Source organism: Maribacter aestuarii, assembly GCF_027474845.2.
Classification (GTDB): Bacteria; Bacteroidota; Bacteroidia; order Flavobacteriales; family Flavobacteriaceae; genus Maribacter; species Maribacter aestuarii.
The window spans coordinates 1,098,783-1,122,816 of sequence record NZ_CP107031.2 but is presented as its reverse complement, the minus strand read 5'-3'; the positions used below and the strand labels follow the sequence as shown (position 1 = coordinate 1,122,816).

Annotated in this window: 23 protein-coding genes; 18 read left to right on the top strand and 5 right to left on the bottom strand. The window is 38.6% G+C overall.

What is annotated here, in order from left to right; translation table 11 throughout:
- The first annotated feature begins 38 nt into the window (after positions 1-38).
- From porK to N8A89_RS05160, 5 genes are all read left to right on the top strand, one after another.
- Positions 39-1,406: a T9SS ring complex lipoprotein PorK/GldK gene (gene porK, locus N8A89_RS05180; RefSeq protein WP_289645024.1), complete on the top strand. Its 1,368-nt coding sequence runs from the start codon at positions 39-41 to the stop codon at positions 1,404-1,406.
- Between the two features lie 97 nt (positions 1,407-1,503).
- Positions 1,504-2,157: a type IX secretion system motor protein PorL/GldL gene (porL, locus tag N8A89_RS05175; protein ID WP_281541305.1), complete on the top strand. Its 654-nt coding sequence runs from the start codon at positions 1,504-1,506 to the stop codon at positions 2,155-2,157.
- A gap of 55 nt (positions 2,158-2,212) precedes the next feature.
- A complete protein-coding gene (gene porM, locus N8A89_RS05170) occupies positions 2,213-3,772 on the top strand; it encodes a type IX secretion system motor protein PorM/GldM (RefSeq protein ID WP_281541304.1) in 1,560 nt (519 codons plus the stop codon).
- A gap of 63 nt (positions 3,773-3,835) precedes the next feature.
- On the top strand, positions 3,836-4,723 hold the full coding sequence (gene porN / locus N8A89_RS05165) for a type IX secretion system ring subunit PorN/GldN (RefSeq protein WP_281541303.1): 888 nt from the start codon (positions 3,836-3,838) through the stop codon (positions 4,721-4,723).
- Positions 4,724-4,890: 167 nt separating this feature from the next.
- Positions 4,891-5,955, top strand: coding sequence for an NAD(P)/FAD-dependent oxidoreductase (locus N8A89_RS05160; RefSeq protein WP_281541302.1), 1,065 nt, complete (start codon positions 4,891-4,893; stop codon positions 5,953-5,955).
- Here N8A89_RS05160 and N8A89_RS05155 read toward each other — a convergent pair.
- Positions 5,942-6,331: a DUF983 domain-containing protein gene (locus tag N8A89_RS05155; RefSeq protein WP_281541301.1), complete on the bottom strand. Its 390-nt coding sequence runs from the start codon at positions 6,329-6,331 to the stop codon at positions 5,942-5,944. The genes N8A89_RS05160 and N8A89_RS05155 overlap by 14 nt on opposite strands.
- 62 nt (positions 6,332-6,393) lie before the next feature.
- Between N8A89_RS05155 and N8A89_RS05150 the strand changes: the two genes are divergently transcribed.
- The 8 genes from N8A89_RS05150 to N8A89_RS05115 all read left to right on the top strand — a co-directional run bounded on the left by N8A89_RS05150 (position 6,394) and on the right by N8A89_RS05115 (position 16,585).
- Positions 6,394-8,301: an ABC-F family ATP-binding cassette domain-containing protein gene (locus N8A89_RS05150; RefSeq protein WP_281541300.1), complete on the top strand. Its 1,908-nt coding sequence runs from the start codon at positions 6,394-6,396 to the stop codon at positions 8,299-8,301.
- 154 nt (positions 8,302-8,455) lie between these two features.
- Positions 8,456-9,331 carry a leucine-rich repeat domain-containing protein gene (locus N8A89_RS05145; protein ID WP_289645023.1) on the top strand — a complete coding sequence of 292 codons (876 nt, stop codon included), beginning with the start codon at positions 8,456-8,458 and terminating at the stop codon, positions 9,329-9,331.
- 153 nt (positions 9,332-9,484) lie between these two features.
- On the top strand, positions 9,485-9,949 hold the full coding sequence (locus N8A89_RS05140; protein ID WP_281541297.1) for a MarR family winged helix-turn-helix transcriptional regulator: 465 nt from the start codon (positions 9,485-9,487) through the stop codon (positions 9,947-9,949).
- A gap of 10 nt (positions 9,950-9,959) precedes the next feature.
- Complete coding sequence (locus N8A89_RS05135; RefSeq protein WP_289645022.1) at positions 9,960-11,090, top strand: efflux RND transporter periplasmic adaptor subunit; 1,131 nt, start codon at positions 9,960-9,962, stop codon at positions 11,088-11,090.
- The gene (locus tag N8A89_RS05130) at positions 11,090-14,359 is read left to right on the top strand and encodes an efflux RND transporter permease subunit (protein WP_289645021.1); all 3,270 of its coding nucleotides are present in this window, start codon (positions 11,090-11,092) and stop codon (positions 14,357-14,359) included. Before N8A89_RS05135 ends, N8A89_RS05130 begins: the two co-directional genes overlap by 1 nt.
- Positions 14,356-15,675 carry a TolC family protein gene (locus tag N8A89_RS05125; protein WP_281541296.1) on the top strand — a complete coding sequence of 440 codons (1,320 nt, stop codon included), beginning with the start codon at positions 14,356-14,358 and terminating at the stop codon, positions 15,673-15,675. The genes N8A89_RS05130 and N8A89_RS05125 overlap by 4 nt, the downstream gene beginning before the upstream one ends.
- 35 nt (positions 15,676-15,710) lie before the next feature.
- Positions 15,711-16,385, top strand: coding sequence for a hypothetical protein (locus tag N8A89_RS05120; RefSeq protein ID WP_281541295.1), 675 nt, complete (start codon positions 15,711-15,713; stop codon positions 16,383-16,385).
- A 17-nt stretch (positions 16,386-16,402) separates the two neighbouring features.
- The gene (locus tag N8A89_RS05115; RefSeq protein WP_281541294.1) at positions 16,403-16,585 is read left to right on the top strand and encodes a CPXCG motif-containing cysteine-rich protein; all 183 of its coding nucleotides are present in this window, start codon (positions 16,403-16,405) and stop codon (positions 16,583-16,585) included.
- Here N8A89_RS05115 and N8A89_RS05110 read toward each other — a convergent pair whose 3' ends face one another.
- A complete protein-coding gene (locus N8A89_RS05110; RefSeq protein WP_281541293.1) occupies positions 16,586-17,266 on the bottom strand; it encodes a head GIN domain-containing protein in 681 nt (226 codons plus the stop codon). It lies immediately after the preceding gene.
- Between the two features lie 147 nt (positions 17,267-17,413).
- On the opposite strand from N8A89_RS05110, the gene N8A89_RS05105 reads away from it, so the two are divergent.
- The 3 genes from N8A89_RS05105 (at position 17,414) to N8A89_RS05095 (ending at position 20,874) form a co-directional block, all read left to right on the top strand.
- A complete protein-coding gene (locus N8A89_RS05105; RefSeq protein WP_289645020.1) occupies positions 17,414-18,433 on the top strand; it encodes a formylglycine-generating enzyme family protein in 1,020 nt (339 codons plus the stop codon).
- Positions 18,434-18,454: 21 nt separating this feature from the next.
- The gene (locus N8A89_RS05100) at positions 18,455-18,988 is read left to right on the top strand and encodes a YceI family protein (protein WP_281541290.1); all 534 of its coding nucleotides are present in this window, start codon (positions 18,455-18,457) and stop codon (positions 18,986-18,988) included.
- Positions 18,989-19,353: 365 nt separating this feature from the next.
- Entirely contained in the window at positions 19,354-20,874 is a 1,521-nt protein-coding gene (locus tag N8A89_RS05095) for a GH3 family acyl-acid amido synthetase (protein ID WP_281541289.1), read from the top strand.
- A 2-nt stretch (positions 20,875-20,876) separates the two neighbouring features.
- Here the strand turns inward: N8A89_RS05095 and N8A89_RS05090 are convergent, their stop codons facing one another.
- The 3 genes from N8A89_RS05090 to N8A89_RS05080 all read right to left on the bottom strand — a co-directional run bounded on the left by N8A89_RS05090 (position 20,877) and on the right by N8A89_RS05080 (position 22,950).
- Positions 20,877-21,446, bottom strand: coding sequence for a M48 family metalloprotease (locus N8A89_RS05090; RefSeq protein WP_289645019.1), 570 nt, complete (start codon positions 21,444-21,446; stop codon positions 20,877-20,879).
- Positions 21,447-21,524: 78 nt separating this feature from the next.
- Positions 21,525-22,292 carry a phospholipase D-like domain-containing protein gene (locus N8A89_RS05085; protein WP_289645018.1) on the bottom strand — a complete coding sequence of 256 codons (768 nt, stop codon included), beginning with the start codon at positions 22,290-22,292 and terminating at the stop codon, positions 21,525-21,527.
- The gene (locus tag N8A89_RS05080) at positions 22,240-22,950 is read right to left on the bottom strand and encodes a PLDc N-terminal domain-containing protein (RefSeq protein WP_289645017.1); all 711 of its coding nucleotides are present in this window, start codon (positions 22,948-22,950) and stop codon (positions 22,240-22,242) included. Before N8A89_RS05080 ends, N8A89_RS05085 begins: the two co-directional genes overlap by 53 nt.
- 136 nt (positions 22,951-23,086) lie before the next feature.
- Here N8A89_RS05080 and N8A89_RS05075 point away from each other — a divergent pair, with 136 nt between their 5' ends.
- Together N8A89_RS05075 and N8A89_RS05070 are read left to right on the top strand one after the other, a co-directional pair.
- Complete coding sequence (locus tag N8A89_RS05075; RefSeq protein ID WP_281541286.1) at positions 23,087-23,494, top strand: arsenate reductase family protein; 408 nt, start codon at positions 23,087-23,089, stop codon at positions 23,492-23,494.
- Between the two features lie 3 nt (positions 23,495-23,497).
- Entirely contained in the window at positions 23,498-24,022 is a 525-nt protein-coding gene (locus N8A89_RS05070) for a hypothetical protein (RefSeq protein ID WP_281541285.1), read from the top strand.
- Positions 24,023-24,034 lie beyond the last annotated feature (12 nt).

Genomic DNA, 24,034 nt, shown 5'->3' with positions numbered 1-24,034 from the left:
TTGCAGTTTATAACCATAATCGAAATTTAACCTAAAGTATGAAGAAGCTATTGTTATCATCTATAGCGTTTGTTTTTTTACTCACAAGTTGTGGGTCAAAGACGAAAGGAGAGCTAGTGGGAGCCCAAGGAAAAAAATGGTATCCCGAGAAACCATATGGTATGGAACTTATCCCAAGAGGTTCTTATATTATGGGTAAAAGTGAAGAAGATCAGGCGAAGGTTTTAAACGCTCCTACCAAAACGGTTACCGTACGTTCCTTTTATATGGACGACACTGAAATTACCAACAGTGAATACCGTCAATTTGTGGAGTGGGTAAAAGATTCCATAGTGAGGACACAATTGGCAATTTTGGCGGATAATCTTGGTATAGGTCCTGAAGAGGGCGGTATTGGAGATTACGCTTTTAAAGATGCGGATACGACCAGACTTTCCGAATACGATAAATACATCCTTAACAATTACACAGGAATGGGAGATGACCTTTACGAAGGTCGGGCCCTAAATAAGGATGAGGATTTAATATGGGATGTTTCCGATTATCCAGACGAGTACTACGCTGAGGTAATGGTAGATTCCATATACCTTCCAGAAGAAGAATCATATAATGGTTTACGTACTATTGATGTAACTAAACTGAAATATAAATACAGCTGGATGGATATTGAAGCTGCAGCTCGTGCCGCCAAAAAAGGCAAGGGAAGTAGAAAGGATTTTATCCGTACAGAGGAATTGGAAATATATCCGGATACAACGGTTTGGATCCGCGATTTCGAATATTCCTATAACGAGCCCATGCACAACGATTATTTCTGGCATGACGCTTACAGTGAATATCCAGTAGTGGGTATCTCATGGGAGCAGGCAAAAGCTTTTTGTAACTGGAGAACAAAATTTAAGAACGACGATCAAAAAAGTAGAGGAAAACAATTCGTAAATCAGTTCAGACTGCCAACCGAAGCAGAGTGGGAATATGCGGCAAGAGGTGGTATCGAAGGGGGGACTTATCCTTGGGGTGGACCTTACGTAATTAGTGATACGGGCTGTTTTATGGCCAACTTTAAACCACAACGTGGAGATTATGCAGCGGATGCAGCACTATATACTGTAGAAGCGAAGTCTTATGAACCTAACGATTTTAACCTGTACAATATGGCAGGTAATGTTTCTGAGTGGACCAATTCCAGCTACGATCCAAGTGCTTACGATTACGTATCCACTATGAATCCAAATGGAGGGGATCAATCTAACTCTAGAAAAGTTATCCGAGGAGGCTCTTGGAAAGACGTTGCATATTTCCTGCAGGTAAGTACAAGGGACTATGAATATGCGGATTCCGCCCGTAGTTATATTGGCTTTAGAACCGTACAGGATTATATGGGCGAAGAGGACTCAACCCAATAAACAATTACTGTTAACAAACAAAATATTTTTTAACACAAATTTCAAATCAGTTATTAACCAAATCTTTTATTATTAAACCCTAAATTAAATTTAAATCATGGCACAGTCAAAATCAACAAAGAAATTATTTAACATGGCCTATGGGCTAGGAGCGTCAGTAGTAATTATTGGAGCATTGTTTAAAATCCTTCACTGGGAATTTGGTCCGCTTACCGGTGGTCTTTTATTAGCGGTAGGTCTTATTACAGAGGCCCTTATTTTCGCTATCAGTGCATTTGAGCCTGTAGACGATGAGTACGATTGGTCTTTAGTATATCCTGAGTTACAAGGAGGTGCTTCCAACGGTAAGAAGAGCAACGATGCTGCTCAAATTAAAGAAGCAGAAGCTTCCTTGTCCGCTAAATTGGATGAGATGTTAAGAGAAGCTGGTGTAGATGCCAACCTAATGGAAAGTCTTGGTTCCAGTATCAAGAATTTTGAAGGTGCTGCTAAAGGAATTGCTCCTACAGTGGACGCTATGGAATCTACGAAGAAATATTCTGAAGAAATGGTACAAGCTGCCGCTCAAATGGAATCTTTGAACAGTCTTTACAAAGTACAATTGGAGAGTGCAAGTAAGCAAGCTTCCGTAAACGAGGAAGTTGTACAAAATGCAAGTGCGCTTAAAGATCAAATGGCTTCATTGTCTACCAACCTTTCTTCTTTGAATGGAGTTTACGGTGGAATGTTATCTGCAATGAGTTCTAAATAATTGGATTTTAACCAAACCCAAATTAAGTATTAATTAAAATCTAATTACAAAAACCATGGCAGGAGGAAAACAAACACCACGTCAGAAGATGATCAACCTTATGTATTTGATCTTCATCGCGATGTTGGCATTAAATATGAGTAAAGAGGTGCTAGCGGCATTCGGTATTATGAACGAAAAGCTAGAGACCTCTAACGAAAAGACTACCGCAAGTAATAATGCATTCTTGGAGAGTCTTGGAACCAAAGCATCTGAAGATGCGGCGAAGTATGACAAGCTGTATCAAGATGCACAGAAAATCAAGACAATGTCCCAAGAGTACTACGACTATTTGGAAGGTCTTAAAGACGGAATGACAGAAGGTCTAGAGGATGCAACGGATTACGCCCGTATGGATAATTCAGACTATTTGGACCAAACACTTTTTCAAGGGGATAATTTATCCGAGGAAGGTAAAAAGTTCATGCAAAATCTAAATGATTATCGTGAGCAGGTTGCTGCCATAGTGCCACCGGCCCTTAAGCAATCCGTTATTGATCGTTTCCAAACCGGAGACGAAAACGGTAAAGTAGAAAAAAGAGACGGAACAAAGCAAGATTGGATTAACTATCACTATGAAGGTTATCCTTTGGTAGCATCTTTGGCAAAATTAACTGCACTACAAGCAGATGTAAAAGTAACTGAAGAAGCTGCTTTGAAATCTATGTTGGAGGGTGAGCTAACTAGCCAAGTTTCTTTAAAGAATTTTGCTACATCACTTTCTGCTAGCAAGTCGGCATTTTATACAGGTGAAAAATATGACGGTAAGATTATCATTAGTAAAACTGATAATTCATCCACACCTGTTAGGGCTGAGTTAACTCTGGACGGTAGAAAACTATCTGAAGGAACCGACTATAAGTTGGAAGCTGGTGGAGTTAAGATGTTAATCGGTTCTGGGTCTGCAGGAGACCACGAAGTTGCTGGTACAATTTATTTCAAACAAGATGGTGAGGAAATAGATGTTCCGGTAAAGAATTCTTTTGCTACAATTTCAAAACCTAATGCGGCTTTGATTGCAGCTGACAAGATGAACGTAGTGTATCGTGGTGTAGCTAACCCAATGTCGATTTCGATACCAGGTATACCTAACAATAAAGTTCGTGCATCCGCTCCAGGTCTTAAGGCAATTAGTGGAAGCAAATATGTGATGAATCCTGGTACGGGAAGAACGGTTACAATTACTGCTTCCGGTACATTACCAGATGGTCAACCGATATCTTCTAAATCCGAATTCAGGATTAAGGATATTCCAAGACCAGAAGGAACTTTAAGTAAGCAATCTGGTAGTGTCAAACTTCCTAAAAGGAATGTTGAAATCGCTACTATCGGAGCTGGTTTGGAAGACTTTGATTTTGATTTGAACCTTGCAGTAAGCGGATTTAAGTTCAAAGTTCCAGGTCAACCAACGGTTAGCGTTAGAGGAAACAAGATGGATGCTAGGGCCAAGTCTGCTCTACAGCGTGCAAAAAGAGGTGATGTGGTTCAGATATTTGATATCGAAGCCTATATCACGAACAACAAAAGTTACAAGTTGAAGAAGGTGTCTCCTGTAGTTGTGGAGATTACCAATTAATATAAATGGAATGATGCCGGGTAGATTTTTTGTCTGCCCGGTTAATTTTAAAGTGAAACAAACATGAATTGGAAAAATGTTTTAGTTATAAGTGCTCTAGCTTTTTTGCCCGCATCCATAGTGGCGCAGGCAAATATCTTGAACGCTAAAAAACCCCAGGAAATCGGGGTTAGAACTGAAGAGCAGAAATCTGTTGATAATGATGCTCCTTTAGATTATGGTTACGTTGATGATAGGGACATTCTTTGGTCCAAAACACTATGGGAAACCATAGATTTGGATGAGAGGGTCAACTTTCCGTTATACTACCCAACAGATACTATGGATATTGGTCGCGATAGAAGGTCCTTATACCATGTCCTGATAAAAAATATTAAGAACGGTAATTTGGAGGTCTATGCAGATTCTTATTTTACCGAAAAAAGAAAGTTCGGTGATTTATCAGCTTCTTTGCAAAAGACAGATACGCTAGATTACGGTTACGAGCAAATCAACGCAGGTGAAACAGTTTCTGAAGAATTCATTACCCGAAGAAACATTACAGCTGCTGAAATTGAGGAGTATCATATAAAAGGTATCTGGTACTTTGACAAAAGGCAAGGTGAACTAAAATATCGTTTGCTGGGGATAGCACCAGTTGCTCCCGATGTTAACTTTATGGACGATGAAAATCCTGATATGGTTGAACTTTTTTGGGTATGGTACCCGGATGCGCGTCAAATTTTACATGACGCAAAGGTTTTCAACCAGCGTAATTCAGCACAGCCAATTTCTTATGACATGTTGCTCAATGCGAGAAGGTTCAATGCGGTCATTTATAAAGAGGACAACGTCCACGGAGACCGTAAGGTTAATGACTACATAGCAGATAATGCACTGTTCCAATTACTCGAGGCTAAACGTATTAAAGAGGTCATCCGAGATAGGGAACAAGATATGTGGGCCTACTAGGCTTAAATAAATTTCCAATTCAATGATATTAAAGCGCCTTGACTGATCAGTCAAGGCGTTTTTTGTTCTGCTATAATCTCTTGCCTAGCTTTCAGAAACTTCAGAAGTGGGATTTAGGACAAAGAAATAATGATTACAGCGAGAGGGCATTTTCCTATTTTTGTTAAATGGTAGATTATTTAGTGGTGGGTTTAGGATTGGCGGGTACCTCCTTTTGTGAAACTTTGTACAGGAACAACAAAAGTTTCGTGGTCTTTAATGATGACTCCCAGACCTCTTCCTTGGTGGCCGGAGGGTTATATAACCCTGTTATACTAAAAAGATTCACACTTTCTTGGAATGCCGAGGAGCAACTGGCTGTTGCCAATGAATTTTATCCTGAATTGGAGAGCAGGTTGGGAACCTATTTTGACGATAAAATACCCGTATTAAGAAGGTTTGTATCTACGGAAGAACAAAATCTTTGGTTTGAAGCCAGTGATAAACCCCACTTAAAGCAATTTCTTTCCACGAAACTTATATCAAATAAAAACGCTGAAATTACAGCGAGTAAAGGATACGGACAAGTGCTTTACACGGGTAGAATGGATACGGTTTCACTGCTATCAGCATATAAAGACTGGTTGATAAAAGAAGGACTTCTTGAGCTACAAACCTTTGATTATGACGAACTGCAAGTCAATAAGGATTTTTTCAACTATAAAAATATTAACGCAAAACACATTGTCTTTGCTGAAGGATACGGTCTAAAGCATAATCCATTTTTTAATTATTTACCCATGCAGGGTTCCAAAGGGGAATATTTGATCATAAGAGCTAGGGGATTAAAAGAAATTACTATTATCAAATCCTCTATTTTTTTAATTCCGTTAGGTGATGATCTATATAAAGTAGGTGCAACCTATAATCGGGAGGATAAGACTAATGTTCCAACTACGGAGGCCAAAAAAGAATTATTGCGCAAACTCAAGGATTTAATCAATTGCGAATTTGATGTGGTGGATCAGCTTGCAGGAATAAGGCCTACAGTGAAAGATAGAAGACCCTTGATAGGTGAGCACCCCGTTCACAAAAGAATATGGCTTTTAAATGGTTTTGGTTCCCATGGCGTTATGATTGGTCCTTGGGCCGCTAAAAAGCTTTACAATTACATAGAGAAAGATATCCCTTTAGATAAGGAAATGGATATTGATCGCTTTAGAAAGGAATATAAAAACGTCAATTCTTTGTAGTATTTGCTTCCGAGTCGTACGAGTAGAATAAATTTATCCAAATATTTCTAGACAGTCTTACGATTACGGGCATGAACACGATCAGCGTAATGACAATAGCGACAAAGGTATTGATTAAGTTTATTCCAAATATTAATCGTGCTATTACAAAAGCCGCGACCGCGAAGGCAATTCCCAAGGCATAGCTTACATACATTGCGCCGTAGAAAAAAGACGGCTCCATTTTATATTTAATGCCACAATGACCACAACGCTCATGCATTTTGAAAAGATGGCCAAATTTGTAGGGATTTTGAGCAACATACATACTCTCCTCTTGGCATTTAGGACAAGTTCCTGTTAAAATGCTGTAGAGTTTGTTTCCTTTTTTTAACATTTGCAAAACTTTGTACAAAAATACGGGATTGCCTCGTTAAGAATATAATTTCATAGTTTAAAATGCTGAACGTTCACAATCTTTCTGTCTCTTTTGGAGGAGAATTTTTATTTGAGGAAATATCCTTTAGGCTCAATGCTGGAAATAGGGTAGGTCTTGTTGGGAAGAACGGGGCGGGAAAATCCACGTTACTAAAGTTGCTCTCCAGAGATATGCCTTTGGATACGGGTACTATAGCTATAGAAAAAGATATAAAAATTGGCTTCCTCCGACAAGACATAGACTTTGAGCAAGGAAGAACCGTTTTGGAAGAGGCTTATCAGGCTTTTGTGGAAATAAAATCCTTGGAGCAAAAACTGGAAGATATAAACCATCAATTGGTAGAACGGACCGACTACGAAAGTGAGTCCTACAACCAGTTGATCATAGATTTGAACGATGTTACCCACCATTATGAGATTTTAGGAGGATATAATTATCAGGGAGAAACTGAAAAGATTTTGCAAGGCCTTGGTTTTAACCGAGAGGATTTTGATAAAAAGACGGAAACCTTTTCCGGTGGGTGGCGTATGCGTATAGAATTGGCCAAGTTACTTTTACAAAACAACGATGTTCTTTTGTTGGATGAGCCCACGAACCATTTGGATATAGAGTCCATTATTTGGTTTGAACAGTTTTTGAACAATTACACCGGTGCGGTAATGATTGTTTCGCACGATAAAATGTTCTTGGACAATGTCACCAACAGGACCATTGAAATTTCCTTGGGCCGTATCTATGATTATAATAAGCCTTATTCAAAATATCTGGTTTTAAGAAACGAAATAAAGCAGCAACAATTAAGTGCACAAAAGAACCAAGAAAAGGAAATTCAACAAGCGGAACGTCTCATAGAAAAATTTAGGGCAAAATCTACTAAAGCTTCCATGGCACAATCGCTTATCAAGAAGTTGGACAAAATTGAACGCATAGAAGTAGATGAAGATGATAATAGCGTGATGAACCTTAGATTTCCGGTTTCCGTAACTCCCGGGAAGGTAGTGATTGAAATCAGGGAGCTATCAAAGAGCTATGGAAGTAAGGATGTGTTGAAAAATATCAACTTACTGGTGGAGCGGGAAAGCAAAACTGCTTTTGTTGGGCAGAACGGACAGGGAAAATCAACGCTTGCCAAAATTATAGTTCAGGAGTTGGAGTATGACGGGCATTTAAAGTTGGGTCATAATGTGCAGATCGGGTATTTTGCACAGAATCAAGCCGAGTATCTGGATGGAAGCAAAACAATCCTGGATACGATGATCGATGCATCCAACGAATCCAATCGAAGTAAAGTAAGGGATATTTTGGGGTCCTTCCTGTTTCGTGGGGATGAAGTAGAAAAGTATGTGAAGGTTCTTTCTGGAGGAGAAAGAAACCGATTGGCATTGGCCAAGATGCTATTACAACCTTTTAACGTATTGGTTATGGATGAACCTACCAATCATCTGGACATAAAATCGAAGAACGTCCTTAAACAGGCATTACAGAATTTTGAAGGCACGCTGATCTTGGTATCACATGACCGTGATTTTCTACAGGGGCTAACGAATAAGGTCTATGAATTTAAGGACCGAAAAATAAATGAGTACTTAGGTGACGTTGATTTTTATTTAGAACAGCGTAAGGCAGAAAATTTTAGGAGCATAGAGAAAAAGCAAACCGTAGAGGTTAAGAAAAGTACCTTTGACAAACCGAACTCTTCCAAAGAACAGAATAAAATAAAAAAGCTTAAAAACCGATTGAGTTCTCTTGAAAGCAAAATAGGCGAATTGGAAAGGGAAATTTCAGAAATAGACCATAGCCTTATTATGGATTACGACGCTACAATTGCCAAACCTAACTTCTTTGATAAATATCAATCCAAAAAGAAATCCCTAGAGGACCTAATGAACACTTGGGAGGAACTTACCTTACAAATCGAGACCTTGTAGGAAACGCTACACCTACAAATAAGTAGCTTTCACAACAGATTAAGCAACTTTCACAACAATAAAAGTCCGTTCAACGATATTTTTTGATTTTTCACCGTTATTAGTAGAAATTTGTAGGATAATTCTTAAGTATTGATTTACTAAACCAAAGTTTATGAAAATTTTTTACTCTTTAATAGTCGTCTTCGCATTGATATCTAATCTGGCATTCGCAGGAGTATCCAAAAAGGAGAAGAAAGCTCTAATTGGACTGTACAATAGTACTAATGGGAAGCATTGGGTGAAAAAATGGGATTTAAAAACTCCAGTAGCGGAATGGCACGGGGTGAAGGTGGTAGATGATAAAGTTGTAGAAATCAATCTTTTTCGGAATAATCTTATGGGTTCTCTACCTAGAGACATTGCCAATTTAGAAAACCTTACTGTTCTAAATTTAGCCTTTAATGCAATAACCGGAGTATTACCCAGGGAATTAAGTGAGCTAAAAAATTTACGGGTACTTAAATTGGAAATGAATAGAATTAAGGGAGAGATTCCTGAGGAAATAGGCAATTTGATTAGTTTGGAGGAGCTGTCCGTATTTAATAATTTCTTATCAGGTTCCATACCGAACAGCATAGGGAATATAAAAAATTTAAAAATATTGAACCTTTCTAGTAATCACCTAAAGGGGACTATTCCAAATTCCTTGGGCGCACTTACCAAGTTAGAGACTTTAGGTCTTTTTGAAAATACTCTGGAAGGGGCCATACCTGGAGAGATGGGAAACTTGAGAAACCTTAAGGAGCTCGTGCTGGCCAATAATCAATTCAATGGGGAAATTCCTATGGAATTAGGACAATTGGCAAGTCTTGAGATCTTTCAAATACAGAATAACCAGTTCAATTCTTTTAAAAATCTTGAGATGTTGGAAACAAGAGAGTTCCTTGTATTTGACTACGATAAAAACGATAGAAAGATTGAATTTAAGGACATCAACCTGGAGAAGACCAGAATGGCCGATACCAAGTTTGAAGACATAGACAAGTAATAGTAATTTACACTTTTAGTTAGTTTGGTTAGAAAGAGATGTTGGTAGCATCTCTTTTTTTATTTGGAAGAACCCAAAATATAATCTTTTCTTTAAGACTATTTTAACATTGGTTGCACGTGCAACTAATCTCTTTTTTAGTAGATTCGCCGCGTGGCTACAGAAATTTTAGATATTGATTTTGAAACCTCTATTGGTCCTTGGTTGGGAAGAACTGTCAAAATGTTAGATTGTCACCTACAGGAGGCTTTTGATGCTTACGGAGTGGATTTGACCAAAGAGCAGATGATTGTTCTTAAAAAGCTTTATGAGCAGGACGGTATCAATCAAAACGAACTGGCGCTCTTGACTTATAGGGATAAATCTTCTCTCGCTAGATTGCTCTCTAAGATGGAAACCAAAAATTATATCAAAAGAATTCAAAGCACGGAGGATAAACGCAACAATAAAGTCTTCATCACTCCACATGGCACGCGAACGTTTGCTGCTACCAGACCTATAATTCAAGAAATAATTGACATTATGGAGAACGGTTTGGACGAGGAAAATAAGATGCTTATGATTTCGACTTTGAAAAAAATTCAAGACAATTTTAAAACATCACCAGAAACCAAATAACTGCCGAATTATGAGAAAAATTATCTTGTCCGTCCTTGGTGTACTATTGATAGTACTATCCATTTTTTTGGCAAAAATGATAGTGGATAACAAAAAAACGTTTAGGCCGAAAGCGGAAAAAGTGGTCAAAACGGTTTTCACGGAAGTAGTAGAAAATGAGATCATTCCCATAGTAGTTACCGCTAATGGTAACCTCATGGCAAAGCAGCGAGTGGAGCTTTATGCGGAAGTACAAGGAGTTTTTAGACGTGGGAACAAACTTTTTAAAGAGGGGCAAAAATACAATAAAGGAGAAACGATAATAAGTATAGATGCCTCAGAATATGCGGCAAGTGTCCAATCGGCTAAGAGTAATCTATACAACCAGTTGACTTCGATTATGCCAGATTTACGTCTGGACTATCCCGATATTTTTCCAAAATGGCAGACTTATCTGAACAATTTTGATATGTCCAAAAGCACACCTGCATTGCCCGAGATGACATCGGAAAACGAAAAGTTCTTCATTTCCGGTAGGGGAATCCTAACGAGTTATTACAATGTTAAAAATTTAGAGCAACGTCTTACTAAGTATAGAATAATTGCACCGTTTTCAGGAGTATTGACAGAGGCTACGGTAACCGAAGGAACGCTCGTTAGAGCGGGTCAGAAATTAGGGGAATTCATTAATCCAGCAGTATATGAATTAGAAGTATCTGTAAGTAAAACGTATTCTGATCTTTTAAAGGTTGGAGAGCGTGTAAAATTAACAACCTTGGATAGTCCGGATATTTATGAAGGAAAAGTTTCCCGTATAAACGGTAGGGTAGATCAGGCGACCCAGACCATAAAGGCATACATTGAGGTAGACAATGAAAACCTTAGGGAGGGCATGTACCTTGAAGCAAATCTGGATGCAAGAAAAGAAGAAAACGCCATTGAAGTGGATAGAAATCTTCTCCTAGAGGACAACAAGATATTTGTGGTTAAGGATTCCGTTCTTGACGTGATTGATGTAAGACCAATCTATTTTTCCGATAAACGGGTAGTTCTAAAAGATGTCCCTGATGGCACTACCATTATGTCAAAACCGTTGATTGGTGCTTATACGGGAATGGCTGTAAAGATTTATAAAGACCAATCCGATAATTCCAAAAGCTAATGCGAAAGTTAATAGAATACTTTATACGGTATCACGTAGCGGTGAACGTGATTATTATCGCTTTCGCGATTTTTGGTATTGTTGGTGCCAAATCTTTGAAATCCTCATTTTTTCCACTAACGGATTCCAAAAACATCGCGATTAACATCACTTATCCGGGAGCATCCCCCCAAGAAATTGAAGAAGGTATCGTTTTAAAAATCGAGGATAATCTTAAAGGTCTAGAAGGGGTGGATAGGGTTACCTCTACCTCTAGGGAAAATAGCGGCACCATCAACGTGGAAATAGAGAAAGGCAGGGATATAGATTTTATGTTACTCGAGGTTAAGAATGCCGTGGATAGGGTGCCTACTTTTCCCACGGGAATGGAACCATTGATTGTTTCTAAACTGGAAGCCGTACGCCAAACGATTAGCTTTGCCATTAGTGGTGAAGATATACCTTTAGCTACTTTAAAGAATGTAGGAAGACAAATTGAAAATGATTTAAGGGCCATAGATGGTATTTCTCAAATTGAGATTACAGGATATCCACAAGAAGAAATTGAGATTGCAGTAAACGAAAATACATTATTGGCTTATGGAATCTCTTTTGCCGAAGTAGCCCAAGCCGTGGGTAATGCCAATATTCTGGTAACAGGTGGAAATATTAAGACAGATGCGGAAGAGTACTTAATTAGGGCGAATAATCGATCTTATTACGGCGACGAACTCTCTAATTTGATCGTGAGGGCAGATGCTTCGGGCAGTACCGTTAGATTAAAGGACGTCGCTACTATTAGAGACCGTTTTGCAGAAACGCCCAACGCATCCTATTTTGATGGAAACCTTTCTGTAAATACGACCATCACTAGTACCAATACAGAGGATTTAATTACCTCTGCTGAGAAGGTCAAAGTGTACATAGAGGAGTTTAATCAGAAATACAATAATGTCAAGTTAGACATCGTTTCCGATCTTTCTACAACCTTGGTCCAACGTACGCAGCTTCTTACCGAAAATGCGATTATGGGAATGGTACTGGTATTGATATTTCTATCACTCTTTCTCAATACTAGATTAGCATTTTGGGTAGCTTTTGGCCTACCTGTGGCTTTTTTGGGAATGTTCATTTTCGCCGGTTTTTTTGATGTAACCATCAATGTACTATCGTTATTCGGAATGATTATCGTAATCGGAATTTTGGTTGATGACGGTATCGTTATTGCCGAAAACATATACCAGCACTACGAAAAAGGGAAGAGTCCTGTGCAAGCGGCAGTTGACGGTACTATGGAGGTTTTACCTCCCATTATTTCTGCTATAATCACGACTATATTAGCTTTTTCCATATTCCTTTTCTTGGATAGTAGGATTGGGGAGTTTTTCGGAGAGGTATCGGTAATCGTAATACTTACGCTGGTGGTATCCCTTGTTGAAGCCTTGATTATTCTTCCAGCACACTTAGCCCATTCAAAGGCCCTACAACCAATGGACAAAAGGCCTAAAAAAGGGCTTTCCAAAGCCTTTGCCAAATTGAGGGTAATTAACGAATTCGGTGATAAATTTATGGGCTGGATGCGCGATAAACTGTACAGTCCGGCGTTGCGCTTCGCCATGCGCTATAAGCTACTAACGTTCAGCTTTTTTGCGATGGCTTTAATTTTGACTTTTGGATCTATTGGTGGTGGCATTATTAGAACGGCATTTTTCCCCAGAATTGCTAGTGACCGTGTACAGGTAGAATTGCAGATGCCTAACGGGACCAATGAAAAGATTACCGATTCTATTATTCGGATGATTGAGGACAATGCCGAAATAGTAAACCAAGAACTAACTGAAAAATTCCTTAAAGGTACGGATAAAGTGCTTTTTGAAAATATGATTAGAAGGGCTGGACCAGGCTCTTCTACGGCTACTTTAACTATTAACTTGTTACCTGGGGAAGAAAGGCCTGATGAGATTGCTTCGGATCTGGTTACGAATAGGCTTCAAGAATTAGTAGGACCCGTAGTGGGAGTCGAAAGTCTTATTTATGGCTCAGGTGGAAACTTTGGAGGTTCGCCGGTATCCGTTTCGCTTTTGGGTAACAATATTCAGGAGCTAAAAGCTGCAAAGACGGAATTGAAGACAGCTTTAGAAAATAATACCTTACTAAAGGATATTGCTGACAATGACCCTGCAGGGATTAAGGAAATACGTTTGGAGCTTAAGGAAAACGCTTATTTGCTTGGACTGGATTTACGAAATATAATGAATCAGGTTCGCGCCGGTTTCTTTGGTGTACAAGCCCAACGTTTTCAACGATCACAAGATGAGATCAGGGTTTGGGTCCGTTATGACAGGGATAACCGTTCTTCGATTTCCGATTTGGATGAGATGCGAATCCTTACGCCGAGTGGCGATAGGGTACCGTTGAAGGAAATTGCGGAATATTCCATTGAAAGAGGAGATGTGGCTATAAACAGGCTAGAAGGGCAAAGAGAAATTCAGGTTTCTGCGGACCTAAAGAATCCGAAGGACAGTCCTACGGATATTATGGCAGAAGTTCAAAATGTAATTATGCCGGAAATTCAATCCAAATACCCTACGGTAACGGCATCCTACGAAGGGCAAAACAGGGAGTTGGGAAAACTAACAGGGTCTTTGGAAGTGGTTGGCTTTTCCGTTCTGTTATTAATATACATTACGATTGCCTTTACCTTCAGGAGTTTTAGTCAGCCATTGATGTTACTATTGTTAGTTCCATTTAGTTTGACGGCTGTAGCTTGGGGACATTGGATTCATGATTTTCCCATTAATGTATTATCATTATTGGGAATCATCGCCTTGATCGGCATTATGGTGAATGACGGGCTGGTACTTATCGGGAAATTCAATACCAACCTTAGGGAAGGTATGACTTTTGACGACGCCATTTACCAAGCAGGAAGATCAAGGTTCAGGGCAATTTTTCTTACATCTATCACCACAATAGCAGGTCTGGCGCCTTTGATGTTAGAGACCAGCAGGCAGGCCCAATTTTTGAAGCCGATGGCCATTTCCATTGCCTATGGTATTGGTATTGCCACGGTCTTAACATTGTTATTATTGCCATTGTTCCTTAGTTTCAGTAATAACATGAAATCTCAACAATTGTTACTTACTTCTGGACATAAGATAACGAAGGAAGAGGTGGAAAGAGCCATTAAGGAAAAAAAGGAAGGACAGCATTTAGAAGGGCAACAAGTACATATCCCAATAAACTTAAATGGTGAACACAAATCCGAATTAGAACAACATCAAGAATGATAAGAGTACGTTTTAGTTATTTACTACTAGTTTTTCCATTTCTAAGTTTAACGGCGCAAGAAGGCTTATTATCTAAGGAAGAAGCGGTAACTATAGCTTTGGAAAATAATTTTGGAATTGAGATTGCTACAAATAATTTAAAGATAGCGGAGAATAATCAGAATATCCTGAACTCTGGTTTCTTGCCTAGTTTAACGGGTAATGCTGGTGGTTCCTACGACAAAAACAACCAAGAAGCTACATTTCAAGATGGTAGCGTAAGAGCAATCGATGGTGCGGAAACAACGCGTTACAATGCCTCATTGAATTTAAATTATACATTGTTCGATGGTATGGGCCGTTGGTACGATTATAAAAGGATAAAGGAGCAGTATAACCTTAGCGAGCTGGAGACCAGGGAAACTATTGAGACTACAATGATTCAATTGTTTACAGTGTATTTTGAAGTGGCAAGGCTTACGGAGAATATTAGGGTCCTGGAGAGCACGTACGAGAATACGGAGAAACGTCTGCAACGCGCTGAATACAGTTTTGAATTTGGTCAAAGTAACAAATTGGAAGTATTGAACGCTCAAGTTGATTTGGTCAACGATAGCATCAACTTGATTAATGAAAGGCAAACGGCAAGAAATACGAAACGCGATTTAAATTTACTTTTAAGCCGTAATTTAGTCACTTCTTTTGAAGTGGATACGACCATTTCCTTCACAAATTCGATTCAACTTGAAGAATTCTTGGAGAATGGAATTGTCAATAATGTCCGGATATTACAAGCGGAACGGAATATCAAAATTAACGATTATACTTTTAAATCAAGTAAATCCGTGTTTTTGCCCACAGTGGGGCTTACAGGTTCATACGGATGGAACGAGGGTAATTTCCCTGCTACCAACTTCCTGGCCTCCAGTACATCAACAGGATTATCCGCAGGGCTGAACCTGACTTGGAACCTTTTCAACGGCGGTAGTAATATTACTCAAATCAAGAATGCGAAGCTTTTATTGGATAACCAAGAAACCCTTCAAGAGCAGATTAAACAAGAAGTCACTAGAGATATCGAAAACGCAAAGGACATTTATTCAAATAGATTAAGGATTTATAACCTTCAAGAGCAAAATGTGGTAACCGCTAAAAACAATTACGAAAGATCTACGGAGCAGTATAATTTAGGTCAAATCACTTCTGTAGAACTTCGTCAGGCTCAAATCAACCTCTTGAATGCGGAAACCAATAAGAATTCCGCAAAATATAATGCGAAATTGGCAGAACTTCAGTTATTACAATTAACCGGGCAGCTCCTAAACATAGAGTTATAATCAAGGAAAATAAAGGAGTCAGTTAAATGAAAAGTATGTACAGCGACAAATCAAATAAAGAGCTTTTGGAATTATTAGAACATCACCATATGCTCACCTTTGAGTCTCAAATTCAATTAAGCGAGGAACTTGGTAAACGCAATTTGCAGAAGGAAAAGAAAATGCTTGATGAGACCATCGCCCTAAAAATCGCACAGATTAAGAATTTGGAGTATCTAAAGGATTTTGGTTTTGTAGCTGAATTTAATAACGGTGGTGTTGTGGTTACCAGAACAACCAGAGCAGTATTAACCGATTTTATAGCCATTTTTGCTGGTTTCATCGTTTTTTTAATAGGAGTGTACGGCATCGCATCCTTGATTTCAGTATTTATAAACGGCGAGGATATGAATGTTTTCTCTTTGGCCATAGACCTTGTTATGGCGAGCTTGGTTTTAACCGGCTTCAAATTTTTTAACGGAATCAAGCGTCTATTGGATTATTCCGGATTTAAGCTGTCCAATTTTGAGGGTATAATTACGCTGCAAAAACGATTTGACTTAAAATTAGAGAAAATCAAGGAAAAAGCTTCGGAGTTATTCCTTGAAACGCAAGAGGACCAAATGGTTTTGAAGCTTGGAGACCGACCTATTTTTAATTCCAGCGTAGAAAATATAGTTCAGCGTATGACTTTACAAGAGCTGGCTAACGTTTTGAAAAAAGAGGGTTAAACTTAACGCGAATTTCTATGTACGAGCATTTTTTTCAGTGTCCCTATTGTTGGGAGCAAATATCAATGCTTTTGGATTCGTCGGTAGCAAGTCAAACGTATATTGAAGATTGTGAAGTTTGCTGTAGACCTATTGAAGTTACCTCTACATTTAGGGGAAACGAACTTGTAGCTTTTGAAGCAGTGGATATTGCTCAATAGCTAGTCCATTTCTTTTATTTTTCCACCAAAAATTTTGTCTTTTTCTATTGATTTTGGTTTGCCGTAAATGTATATGGAACCGCCTGCCTTAACTTTTGCCTTTACCAGATCTGATGCTTTAATATCTGCCCGTCCCCCGGCGAGTACAGTTAAATTGGTAGTGGTTGTATTCAGGTCTTTATTATAGGCTTTACCTCCAGTATTTAAGGAAACCTCTTGAGTCTCGCATGTACCTCTCAACGTAATTTCACTTCCTGAGACTGCCCTGACATGGGCTTCTTTTAGGGTAACTTTTAAATCTATCACTCCGCCTTCTTGGGCTTTTATCTCCACCTTATCTCCTTTGAAAGTTTCATCGGAAATAATTTTGCCATTTTCATTAGCGTCCAATAAGGTAAGGTCCTCTGTAAAATAAAGGGTTGCTTTGGCCTCGTTTCCAGCTATAAAGTTATCAAATTTCATTTTAATTTTAAGGAGCCCGTCCTTTTGGCTAACGCTTACCTCATCCTTATCGTCCCCTGTAATGACTAATTTGTTTTCATTGCTTTTAACGAGTGATACGACGATGCGGTCATATACTTTTAGTTTTGTAAATTTTTCTAGGGATTTTGTATTGGAGCCTTGCCCTACAGCAATCGCAGAGCTAAGGACTATAATTACCGATAGGAGATATGGTTTCATAGATTTTAATTCGGCTGCAAATACTTAAAGAAGAAAATTAAAACAAATCCGTCAAATTGCATAGAGTTTATAATCTGAATTTCATTTTCAATAATTTGGATGGGCTAAAAAACTTAAATTAATTAACTTGTTGTTTGATAAAGCTTTATGAAAAATAAAATATACTTACAAAAGTCGTTCAACTACTGGATCATATCAATTACCATCTTTTCTCAACTTTCACTAAATGCGCAGGTCAAGGAGTTGGAACCTACATCCAAGGATAGTATAAGTTCCCAGTATACCCAAAATATTCCGGCAACAGAAATCAGCTTTGATATGTTGCTAATCCCACAGGGAACATTTTTAATGGGCAGTCCGGACTCTGAGACCCACCATAGTGTTGACGAGGTACCATTTCATGAAGTAACTTTGGATGCGTTTTACATGGCTAAACATGAACTAACATGGGAGCTTTTTGAACTTTTTTTTAAGCAGAACAAAGAAATTTTTGTGAAGTTGGATGATGAAAAGGTAATGAAGATAGATGCAATTTCTAGACCTAGTCCGCCATACGAAGACCCATCCTATGGAATGGGCAAAGCGGGATTTCCTGCTGTAAGTATGTCTACCTATTCCGCTTTGGTATTCTGTAAATGGTTGAGCACTGTAACAGGAAGGTTTTATAGATTACCCACCGAAGCGGAGTGGGAATATGCAGCTAGAGCGGGTACTACTACAGCCTACAGTTTTGGTGATTCCACAGATCATATAGATGAATATGCGGTTTATTATAAGAATTCCGAGGGCCAATATGCCAAAGTAGGAAGTAAAAAACCAAACGGATGGGGGTTGTACGATATGCATGGGAATGTTGCGGAGTGGACTTTGGATGAATATAAGAAAGATACATATACCGGGGAGAAAAGGACTAATCCATGGGTTAAACCAGCGGTTATACATCCTAGGGTTATTCGGGGCGGTTCTTGGGACGATGATGCAAAGGTGCTGAGGTCCGCCGCAAGAACGGCCTCTAGTAGCAAGCTCCAAAAGAGAGATCCACAGATTCCTAAAAGCTTTTGGTGGTTTACAGATTCGAATTACGTAGGCTTTAGATTGGTTAGTCCCAAAAACCAACCTTCTTCGGCGGAGCAAAAGAAATTCTGGCAGACCGTATTGGATGAATAAGAGTAATTAAAACTTTAAGATATGAGGAAAACCTTGTTAATGCTGTTAGCTCTTTTAACCGTTTTCGCACACGCGCAGGAAACCTATAAACTTGAGCTGACTAAGAGTACTTTACAAATTTCAGGTACTTCTACGGTTAGTGATTGGGTGGTTAATGCAGAAAGCATTAGTGGTGACTTGAGTACCAATCGTCAGGAAATTACTTCCCTAGAACTTCTAGTACCTGTGGCCAACATAAAAAGTGAGAGAGGACCTACAATGGATAATAAGATGCACGCAGCTTTGAAAAAGGAGGCACATCCTACCGTAAAATTCGTTTTAGAAAATCACGATGATGCATCGGTAATATTAGGTAATTTGACCATAGCTGGGGTAACGAATCCAGTTGAAATCCCTGTTGATTTCAAGGTTGAAAACGAATGGTTAAATATTACAGGAAAGAAACCGATAATGCTCAAGGATTTTGAAATGGAACCTCCTTCTGCTATGTTTGGCCAAATTGTCGTGGGTGAGGAAGTATTTGTCATTTTTGATTTATATTATTCGAAAGACTAATATCAAATAAACTATCTTTTGAATAGAAATTTGATATGCAGAAGGGATATTGGGGTAAGTCCATTAAATAAATACCATGCATTTGTGTAGAATATTTAAATGCATGGCATACTCAACCACAGGTTCTTAAAATGACCCATAATTTGCCCATGATTTTCTAAGGTTCAATGAAAATGAAAAAATTTGCAAGTATGGTGATACAATTCAGCAAATACAAAAGAAATCCAAGAATTTTAATTCGATGTACAAAAAAAGATTTGGTTTTCTTTTGACTTTTTAAGAATAGGTTGATTTTGATCTGTTCAGAGCTAATCGGCCAATCTTTCAAAGACTATTTTTGACAAAATTATTTTAATAGTGATGATATGCATATACTCGGAAGTTTTATTAAGGGCGTAATCGAGGTTGCCGATAAGGTGACTGGTGACCATAATCCCGTCGATGAACAAAAAGAAGTCCTAAAATCTCTATTAGAAAAAGCTTCCGATACCAAATTCGGTAAGCATTATGATTTTAAAGACATTTTAAGTGCGCCGAATATCCATAAAAGATATGCTCAAAGCGTCCCCTATTTTGACTATAATAAGATTAATGAACATTGGTGGTCCCAATTGCATGAAGGGAAACTTGACGTTACTTGGCCAGGGAGTTCTGACTACTTTGCGCTAAGTTCGGGGACAACAGGTAAAACGAGTAAGCGGATACCAGTTACCCAGGATATGATAGATGCCATTAGAAGTGCGGGAATAAAACAAGTGCTTGCCCTAAATAATTTTGATTTGCCGCCGGATTTTTTTGAAAAGGGGATATTAATGCTAGGGAGTTCCACAGATCTTGCTGAAAAAGACGACCATCTGGAAGGTGAAATAAGTGGTATTAGCGCCAGTAACATTCCCAGTTGGTTTAGGGGATATTATAAACCGGGAAAGGAAATTTCCGAAATTGATGATTGGGACGAGCGAGTGGAGAAAATTGTCGAACAGGCCCCGGATTGGGATATTGGGGCAATAAGTGGTATCCCTTCTTGGATAGAACTTATGCTTAAAGAGGTTATTAAGCAGCATCAATTAGAAAACATTCACGAAATCTGGCCTAATCTTCAGGTTTATACCTCGGGAGGGGTGGCATTTGGTCCGTACGAAAAGAGTTTCATGGCATTAATGGGAAAACCTATTACCGTTATTGATACCTATTTGGCATCCGAAGGTTTTATAGCTTTTCAAAATAGACCGGAGACGGATGCCATGAAATTGGTAACGGACAATGGGATTTATTTTGAATTTATACCGTTCCTTCCGGAATATATCAATGAGGATGGTTCATTGTCTGACGATGCCCCTTCCTTGTCAATTTCCGAAGTTGAAGAGAACGAAGATTATGTATTGGTCATCAGTACCGTTTCCGGGGCATGGCGCTACATGATAGGTGACACGATAGAATTCACGGACGTAGAACGTGCTGAAATAAAAATAACCGGGAGAACCAAGTTTTTTCTTAACACCGTTGGCTCGCAATTGTCCGTCAATAAAATGGATGATGCCGTACAGCACCTAGAGTCCAAATTTGATATAAAAATACCGGAGTATACGTTAAGCGCGAAAAAATTTGATGATGGGTTTTACCATTCTTGGTATTTGGGTACGACCAGTACTATTGATGAGTCTAAAGTGGTTTCTGAATTGGACGACTTCTTAAAAGATGCCAATAAAAATTACAAAGTCGCCAGGTCCAAAGCTTTGAAAGGGGTAAAGGTCAATTTGGTAAATCCAGACGTTTTTAATGATTGGAACGATGAGAATAAGAAAAAGGGAGGTCAGGTAAAAATGGAACGGGTTATGGGAGAGGATAAATTTAAAGATTGGGAAGACTTCGTAAACCAACGGTAAATTTATTTGGAATCCAATACTTCGGGCATATCCCTTTCTTCAACCATTTGCATGATTTCTTCAGGAGATAAATAGAGGTCTTTAATACGGTCCACGTATTTTTTGGAAAGACCGGCTTTCTCCAATATAAAGGCCTTGGTCGCTAAAATGTATTTTTCCATTCCATGGGAAACGGCAAAGGAATCAGCTCTACGTTCGGCATTCCGTATGTATTTCTTTGAGGAGAGATATCCCATTCCGAAACCTATGAGGTCTAGACTGCTACGGTGCTTAAAATCCATAATATGACCAAGTTCATGACCTAACCAACCTATCAAAATTTCTGAAGGCATATCTCGGGTATAGCACAAATTACCCGCTATTGTAATTTGCTCAGCTATTAAAACTTTATACCCCCGCTTCTTTTTTCCTTTAAAAAGGCTTGCAAACTCCGGTTGTGCCTGCATTGTGGATTTATTTATATTCTTTTTGAACTTGAACTCTATTGGGGTGTTCTTTAGTTCTGGATAATGGGAAAGGGCAATTAAAGCTTCTTCTTCAATTGATGGGGGTATTTGATGTCGTGCGCTCAATGATATTGTATAAATGAGGTTAAAGAGAATTAAAAAATATAAAGGTATGTTTAGCGTCAATCTAGGGTCATTTTGAGATTATAATAGTGGACTAAAAAATTTAGCAAGGCCTTCTATAAATTTGGTCATTGATGAGCGTTTTTTGAATTTATCATAATCCAATTTTATGTCTTCTTTACAATGTCCTTCAAAAAGTGTTCCTATTTCCGCTGTGATTTTTTCATCATAAATCAAGACATTGGTCTCAAAATTATGTTCAAAACTACGATAATCAAAATTACCTGAACCTACGGAAGCAATTTTACCGTCGATAATAATGACCTTACTATGGGAAAAATCCGGTCGTAAATAGATATTAACCCCAACCTGAAGAAGGTCTTCAAATCGGGAGAACATACTATACTTTGCAAGTATGGAATCCGATTCTTTGGGTGTCAACAGGTTAACTTCAATCCCGCTTAATGCCGCCATTCGTAATGCCTCTAAAACAGGTACTCCTGGAATAAAATAGGGATTAGCAATATCAATGCTTTTTTCGGCAAGGTTGATCATGGTCAAGTACTGTTGCATAATCGCCGGAAACTTGGAGTCCGGACCACTGGAAATTATTTGTCCAATATTTTCTCCAAAAGATTTGACTTTTGGGAAATAACGATTTTCCAACATCAGTTCTTCTTCGCTGGCAAAGTGATAGTCTTTAACGAAGATGCGCTGCAGGCTGTTTACAATGGGGCCTTCTAATTTTAGGTGAAGATCTTCCCAAATTCCCAAATCGGATTCAGCATCTATATACTTATCGGAAATGTTTACACCTCCCGTGAAACCGACTTTTCCATCTATGACCACAATTTTTTCTATGATTTCGGTAATTAAGTGTAAACAATAAATTCCCGAAGCGGATGGGCATCGTGGCATGGGCCTTAACCCCAATATCCCTGAAACGTTTTACCGTTTTCCCCCGCATACCAAAACTGCCCAAGGAATCGTACATCATACGTATTTCGACGCCCTCTTTTATTTTTTTTTCGAATAGCTCATGGAAGCGGTCAAGGATTTTACCTTTCTCCATGATATAATACTGGAGATGTATAAATTCCTTGGCATTCTCAATGGCCTCAAAAATGGCATCGAAGGTTTCAGGACCACCGTTCAAAATGGTTATTTTGTTACCTTTATACGGAGCAAAATAACTATTCTTCCGGATAAGGGTCGCCATTTTATTCTCTCGGTGCGTATCAAATTTATGTACGCTATAGTCCCCATGCTTAAGCTCCTTGTAGGTTTCCGAGTACAATTTTCTTTTCTCGGTCTGCTTTAGTTTAAAAAGTTTAAACTTTCGTCTGTTTACTCCAAAAAGGTAGTAAAGTAAAGGACCAGCAAAAGGAATTGCGGTAACCGCAAATGTCCAACTTACCATTTTCGTAGGACGGGATCCATGGAATATTATATTGATGATACTCCAAATGGTAACGGTGGCATAAGCTATGGTTAAAAATGTGTTCATTTAAATAGTGCGAGTTGTCCTCACAATATAGTGGATTTCAATCGCTTCTACTTTATAGATATGTGAAGCGGATACATTTGTACATAATAGAGTTAAGATTTCTGAAATACTTCGGCTATATTGTATAAAAATAGGAATGGGAACGATATCAAAACATAAAAATCAGATTAGGTTATATTACAGTTCGGAAAATAGTTTGGGGCAACAGGTGGGTGCTTATGTCTCAAGTTCTGAAAAGAAGCTGCTTAGTATAGACATATCAAAAACCGAAGTCACGGGTACGCAGTGGACCGAAATAGCTGAAGGGCTTGGGATTGAAGTTTCTGAGCTTATTGGTATTGATCATCCAGATTTTAAGAAGAAATACGGGGAAGACCATATAAAATTGAAGACTAACGATTGGTTGAAGATATTGGAAAAAAATCCGCAATTGCTCAAATATCCAATAGCCATCCATGGAAAGGACTACATTCGGTTGGAATCATCTGCAGCTTTCAAGAAATTTATGGAAGATGATAGTGCGGGCATTAATAATCACTGGTAAATTTTGAAATTAACAAGATCTACGAAAAGAGCAATTACCGGGGGTGTTATCTCCATGACCATAATGTTGTTGGGCACATTTCTATTGGGTGAGCTAAGTGGATACGAAGCTAAATCTTTGATTAAAAATTCAATTGCCGGCGTAAACACCCTTTGCAATACAATCGCCCTGGCCTCTGCAACTATTCTCGCATTACTCCTTACCATACTTGGGGTGAGTTCCGGTTCCGAATCAAAGCTTAAAAAAGACCATTACAAACACATACTATTGATAGCCCGTCTGGACACCATCGTTTTCGTAAGTGCCCTAATCAGTTTTCTTATATTCAGTCTACCCGTTACCGAATTTGAAAATGTTCCAGAAGAATGGTTTTCTATTCTGTATTACACAACGCTTGGCATATCCAGCGTACTTAGCGCAGCTATAATTGTTGTGGTTCTTATGCTGTACAACACTTTGTACAGTATTATAAAAATTGTTGGTTTAGGACTTAAAGACCACCCTCTGCTTGAAACTGATTCCGATTAAATATATGCTACT

Bases quoted from the DNA above. Each gene is read 5' to 3' on its own strand.
- porK (WP_289645024.1), top strand. From the start codon at position 39: ATGAAGAAGCTATTGTTATCATCTATAGCGTTTGTTTTTTTACTCACA.
- porL (WP_281541305.1), top strand. From the start codon at position 1,504: ATGGCACAGTCAAAATCAACAAAGAAATTATTTAACATGGCCTATGGG.
- porM (WP_281541304.1), top strand. From the start codon at position 2,213: ATGGCAGGAGGAAAACAAACACCACGTCAGAAGATGATCAACCTTATG.
- porN (WP_281541303.1), top strand. From the start codon at position 3,836: ATGAATTGGAAAAATGTTTTAGTTATAAGTGCTCTAGCTTTTTTGCCC.
- N8A89_RS05160 (WP_281541302.1), top strand. From the start codon at position 4,891: ATGGTAGATTATTTAGTGGTGGGTTTAGGATTGGCGGGTACCTCCTTT.
- N8A89_RS05155 (WP_281541301.1), bottom strand. From the start codon at position 6,331: ATGTTAAAAAAAGGAAACAAACTCTACAGCATTTTAACAGGAACTTGT.
- N8A89_RS05150 (WP_281541300.1), top strand. From the start codon at position 6,394: ATGCTGAACGTTCACAATCTTTCTGTCTCTTTTGGAGGAGAATTTTTA.
- N8A89_RS05145 (WP_289645023.1), top strand. From the start codon at position 8,456: ATGAAAATTTTTTACTCTTTAATAGTCGTCTTCGCATTGATATCTAAT.
- N8A89_RS05135 (WP_289645022.1), top strand. From the start codon at position 9,960: ATGAGAAAAATTATCTTGTCCGTCCTTGGTGTACTATTGATAGTACTA.
- N8A89_RS05130 (WP_289645021.1), top strand. From the start codon at position 11,090: ATGCGAAAGTTAATAGAATACTTTATACGGTATCACGTAGCGGTGAAC.
- N8A89_RS05125 (WP_281541296.1), top strand. From the start codon at position 14,356: ATGATAAGAGTACGTTTTAGTTATTTACTACTAGTTTTTCCATTTCTA.
- N8A89_RS05120 (WP_281541295.1), top strand. From the start codon at position 15,711: ATGTACAGCGACAAATCAAATAAAGAGCTTTTGGAATTATTAGAACAT.
- N8A89_RS05115 (WP_281541294.1), top strand. From the start codon at position 16,403: ATGTACGAGCATTTTTTTCAGTGTCCCTATTGTTGGGAGCAAATATCA.
- N8A89_RS05110 (WP_281541293.1), bottom strand. From the start codon at position 17,266: ATGAAACCATATCTCCTATCGGTAATTATAGTCCTTAGCTCTGCGATT.
- N8A89_RS05105 (WP_289645020.1), top strand. From the start codon at position 17,414: ATGAAAAATAAAATATACTTACAAAAGTCGTTCAACTACTGGATCATA.
- N8A89_RS05100 (WP_281541290.1), top strand. From the start codon at position 18,455: ATGAGGAAAACCTTGTTAATGCTGTTAGCTCTTTTAACCGTTTTCGCA.
- N8A89_RS05095 (WP_281541289.1), top strand. From the start codon at position 19,354: ATGCATATACTCGGAAGTTTTATTAAGGGCGTAATCGAGGTTGCCGAT.
- N8A89_RS05080 (WP_289645017.1), bottom strand. From the start codon at position 22,950: ATGAACACATTTTTAACCATAGCTTATGCCACCGTTACCATTTGGAGT.
- N8A89_RS05075 (WP_281541286.1), top strand. From the start codon at position 23,087: ATGGGAACGATATCAAAACATAAAAATCAGATTAGGTTATATTACAGT.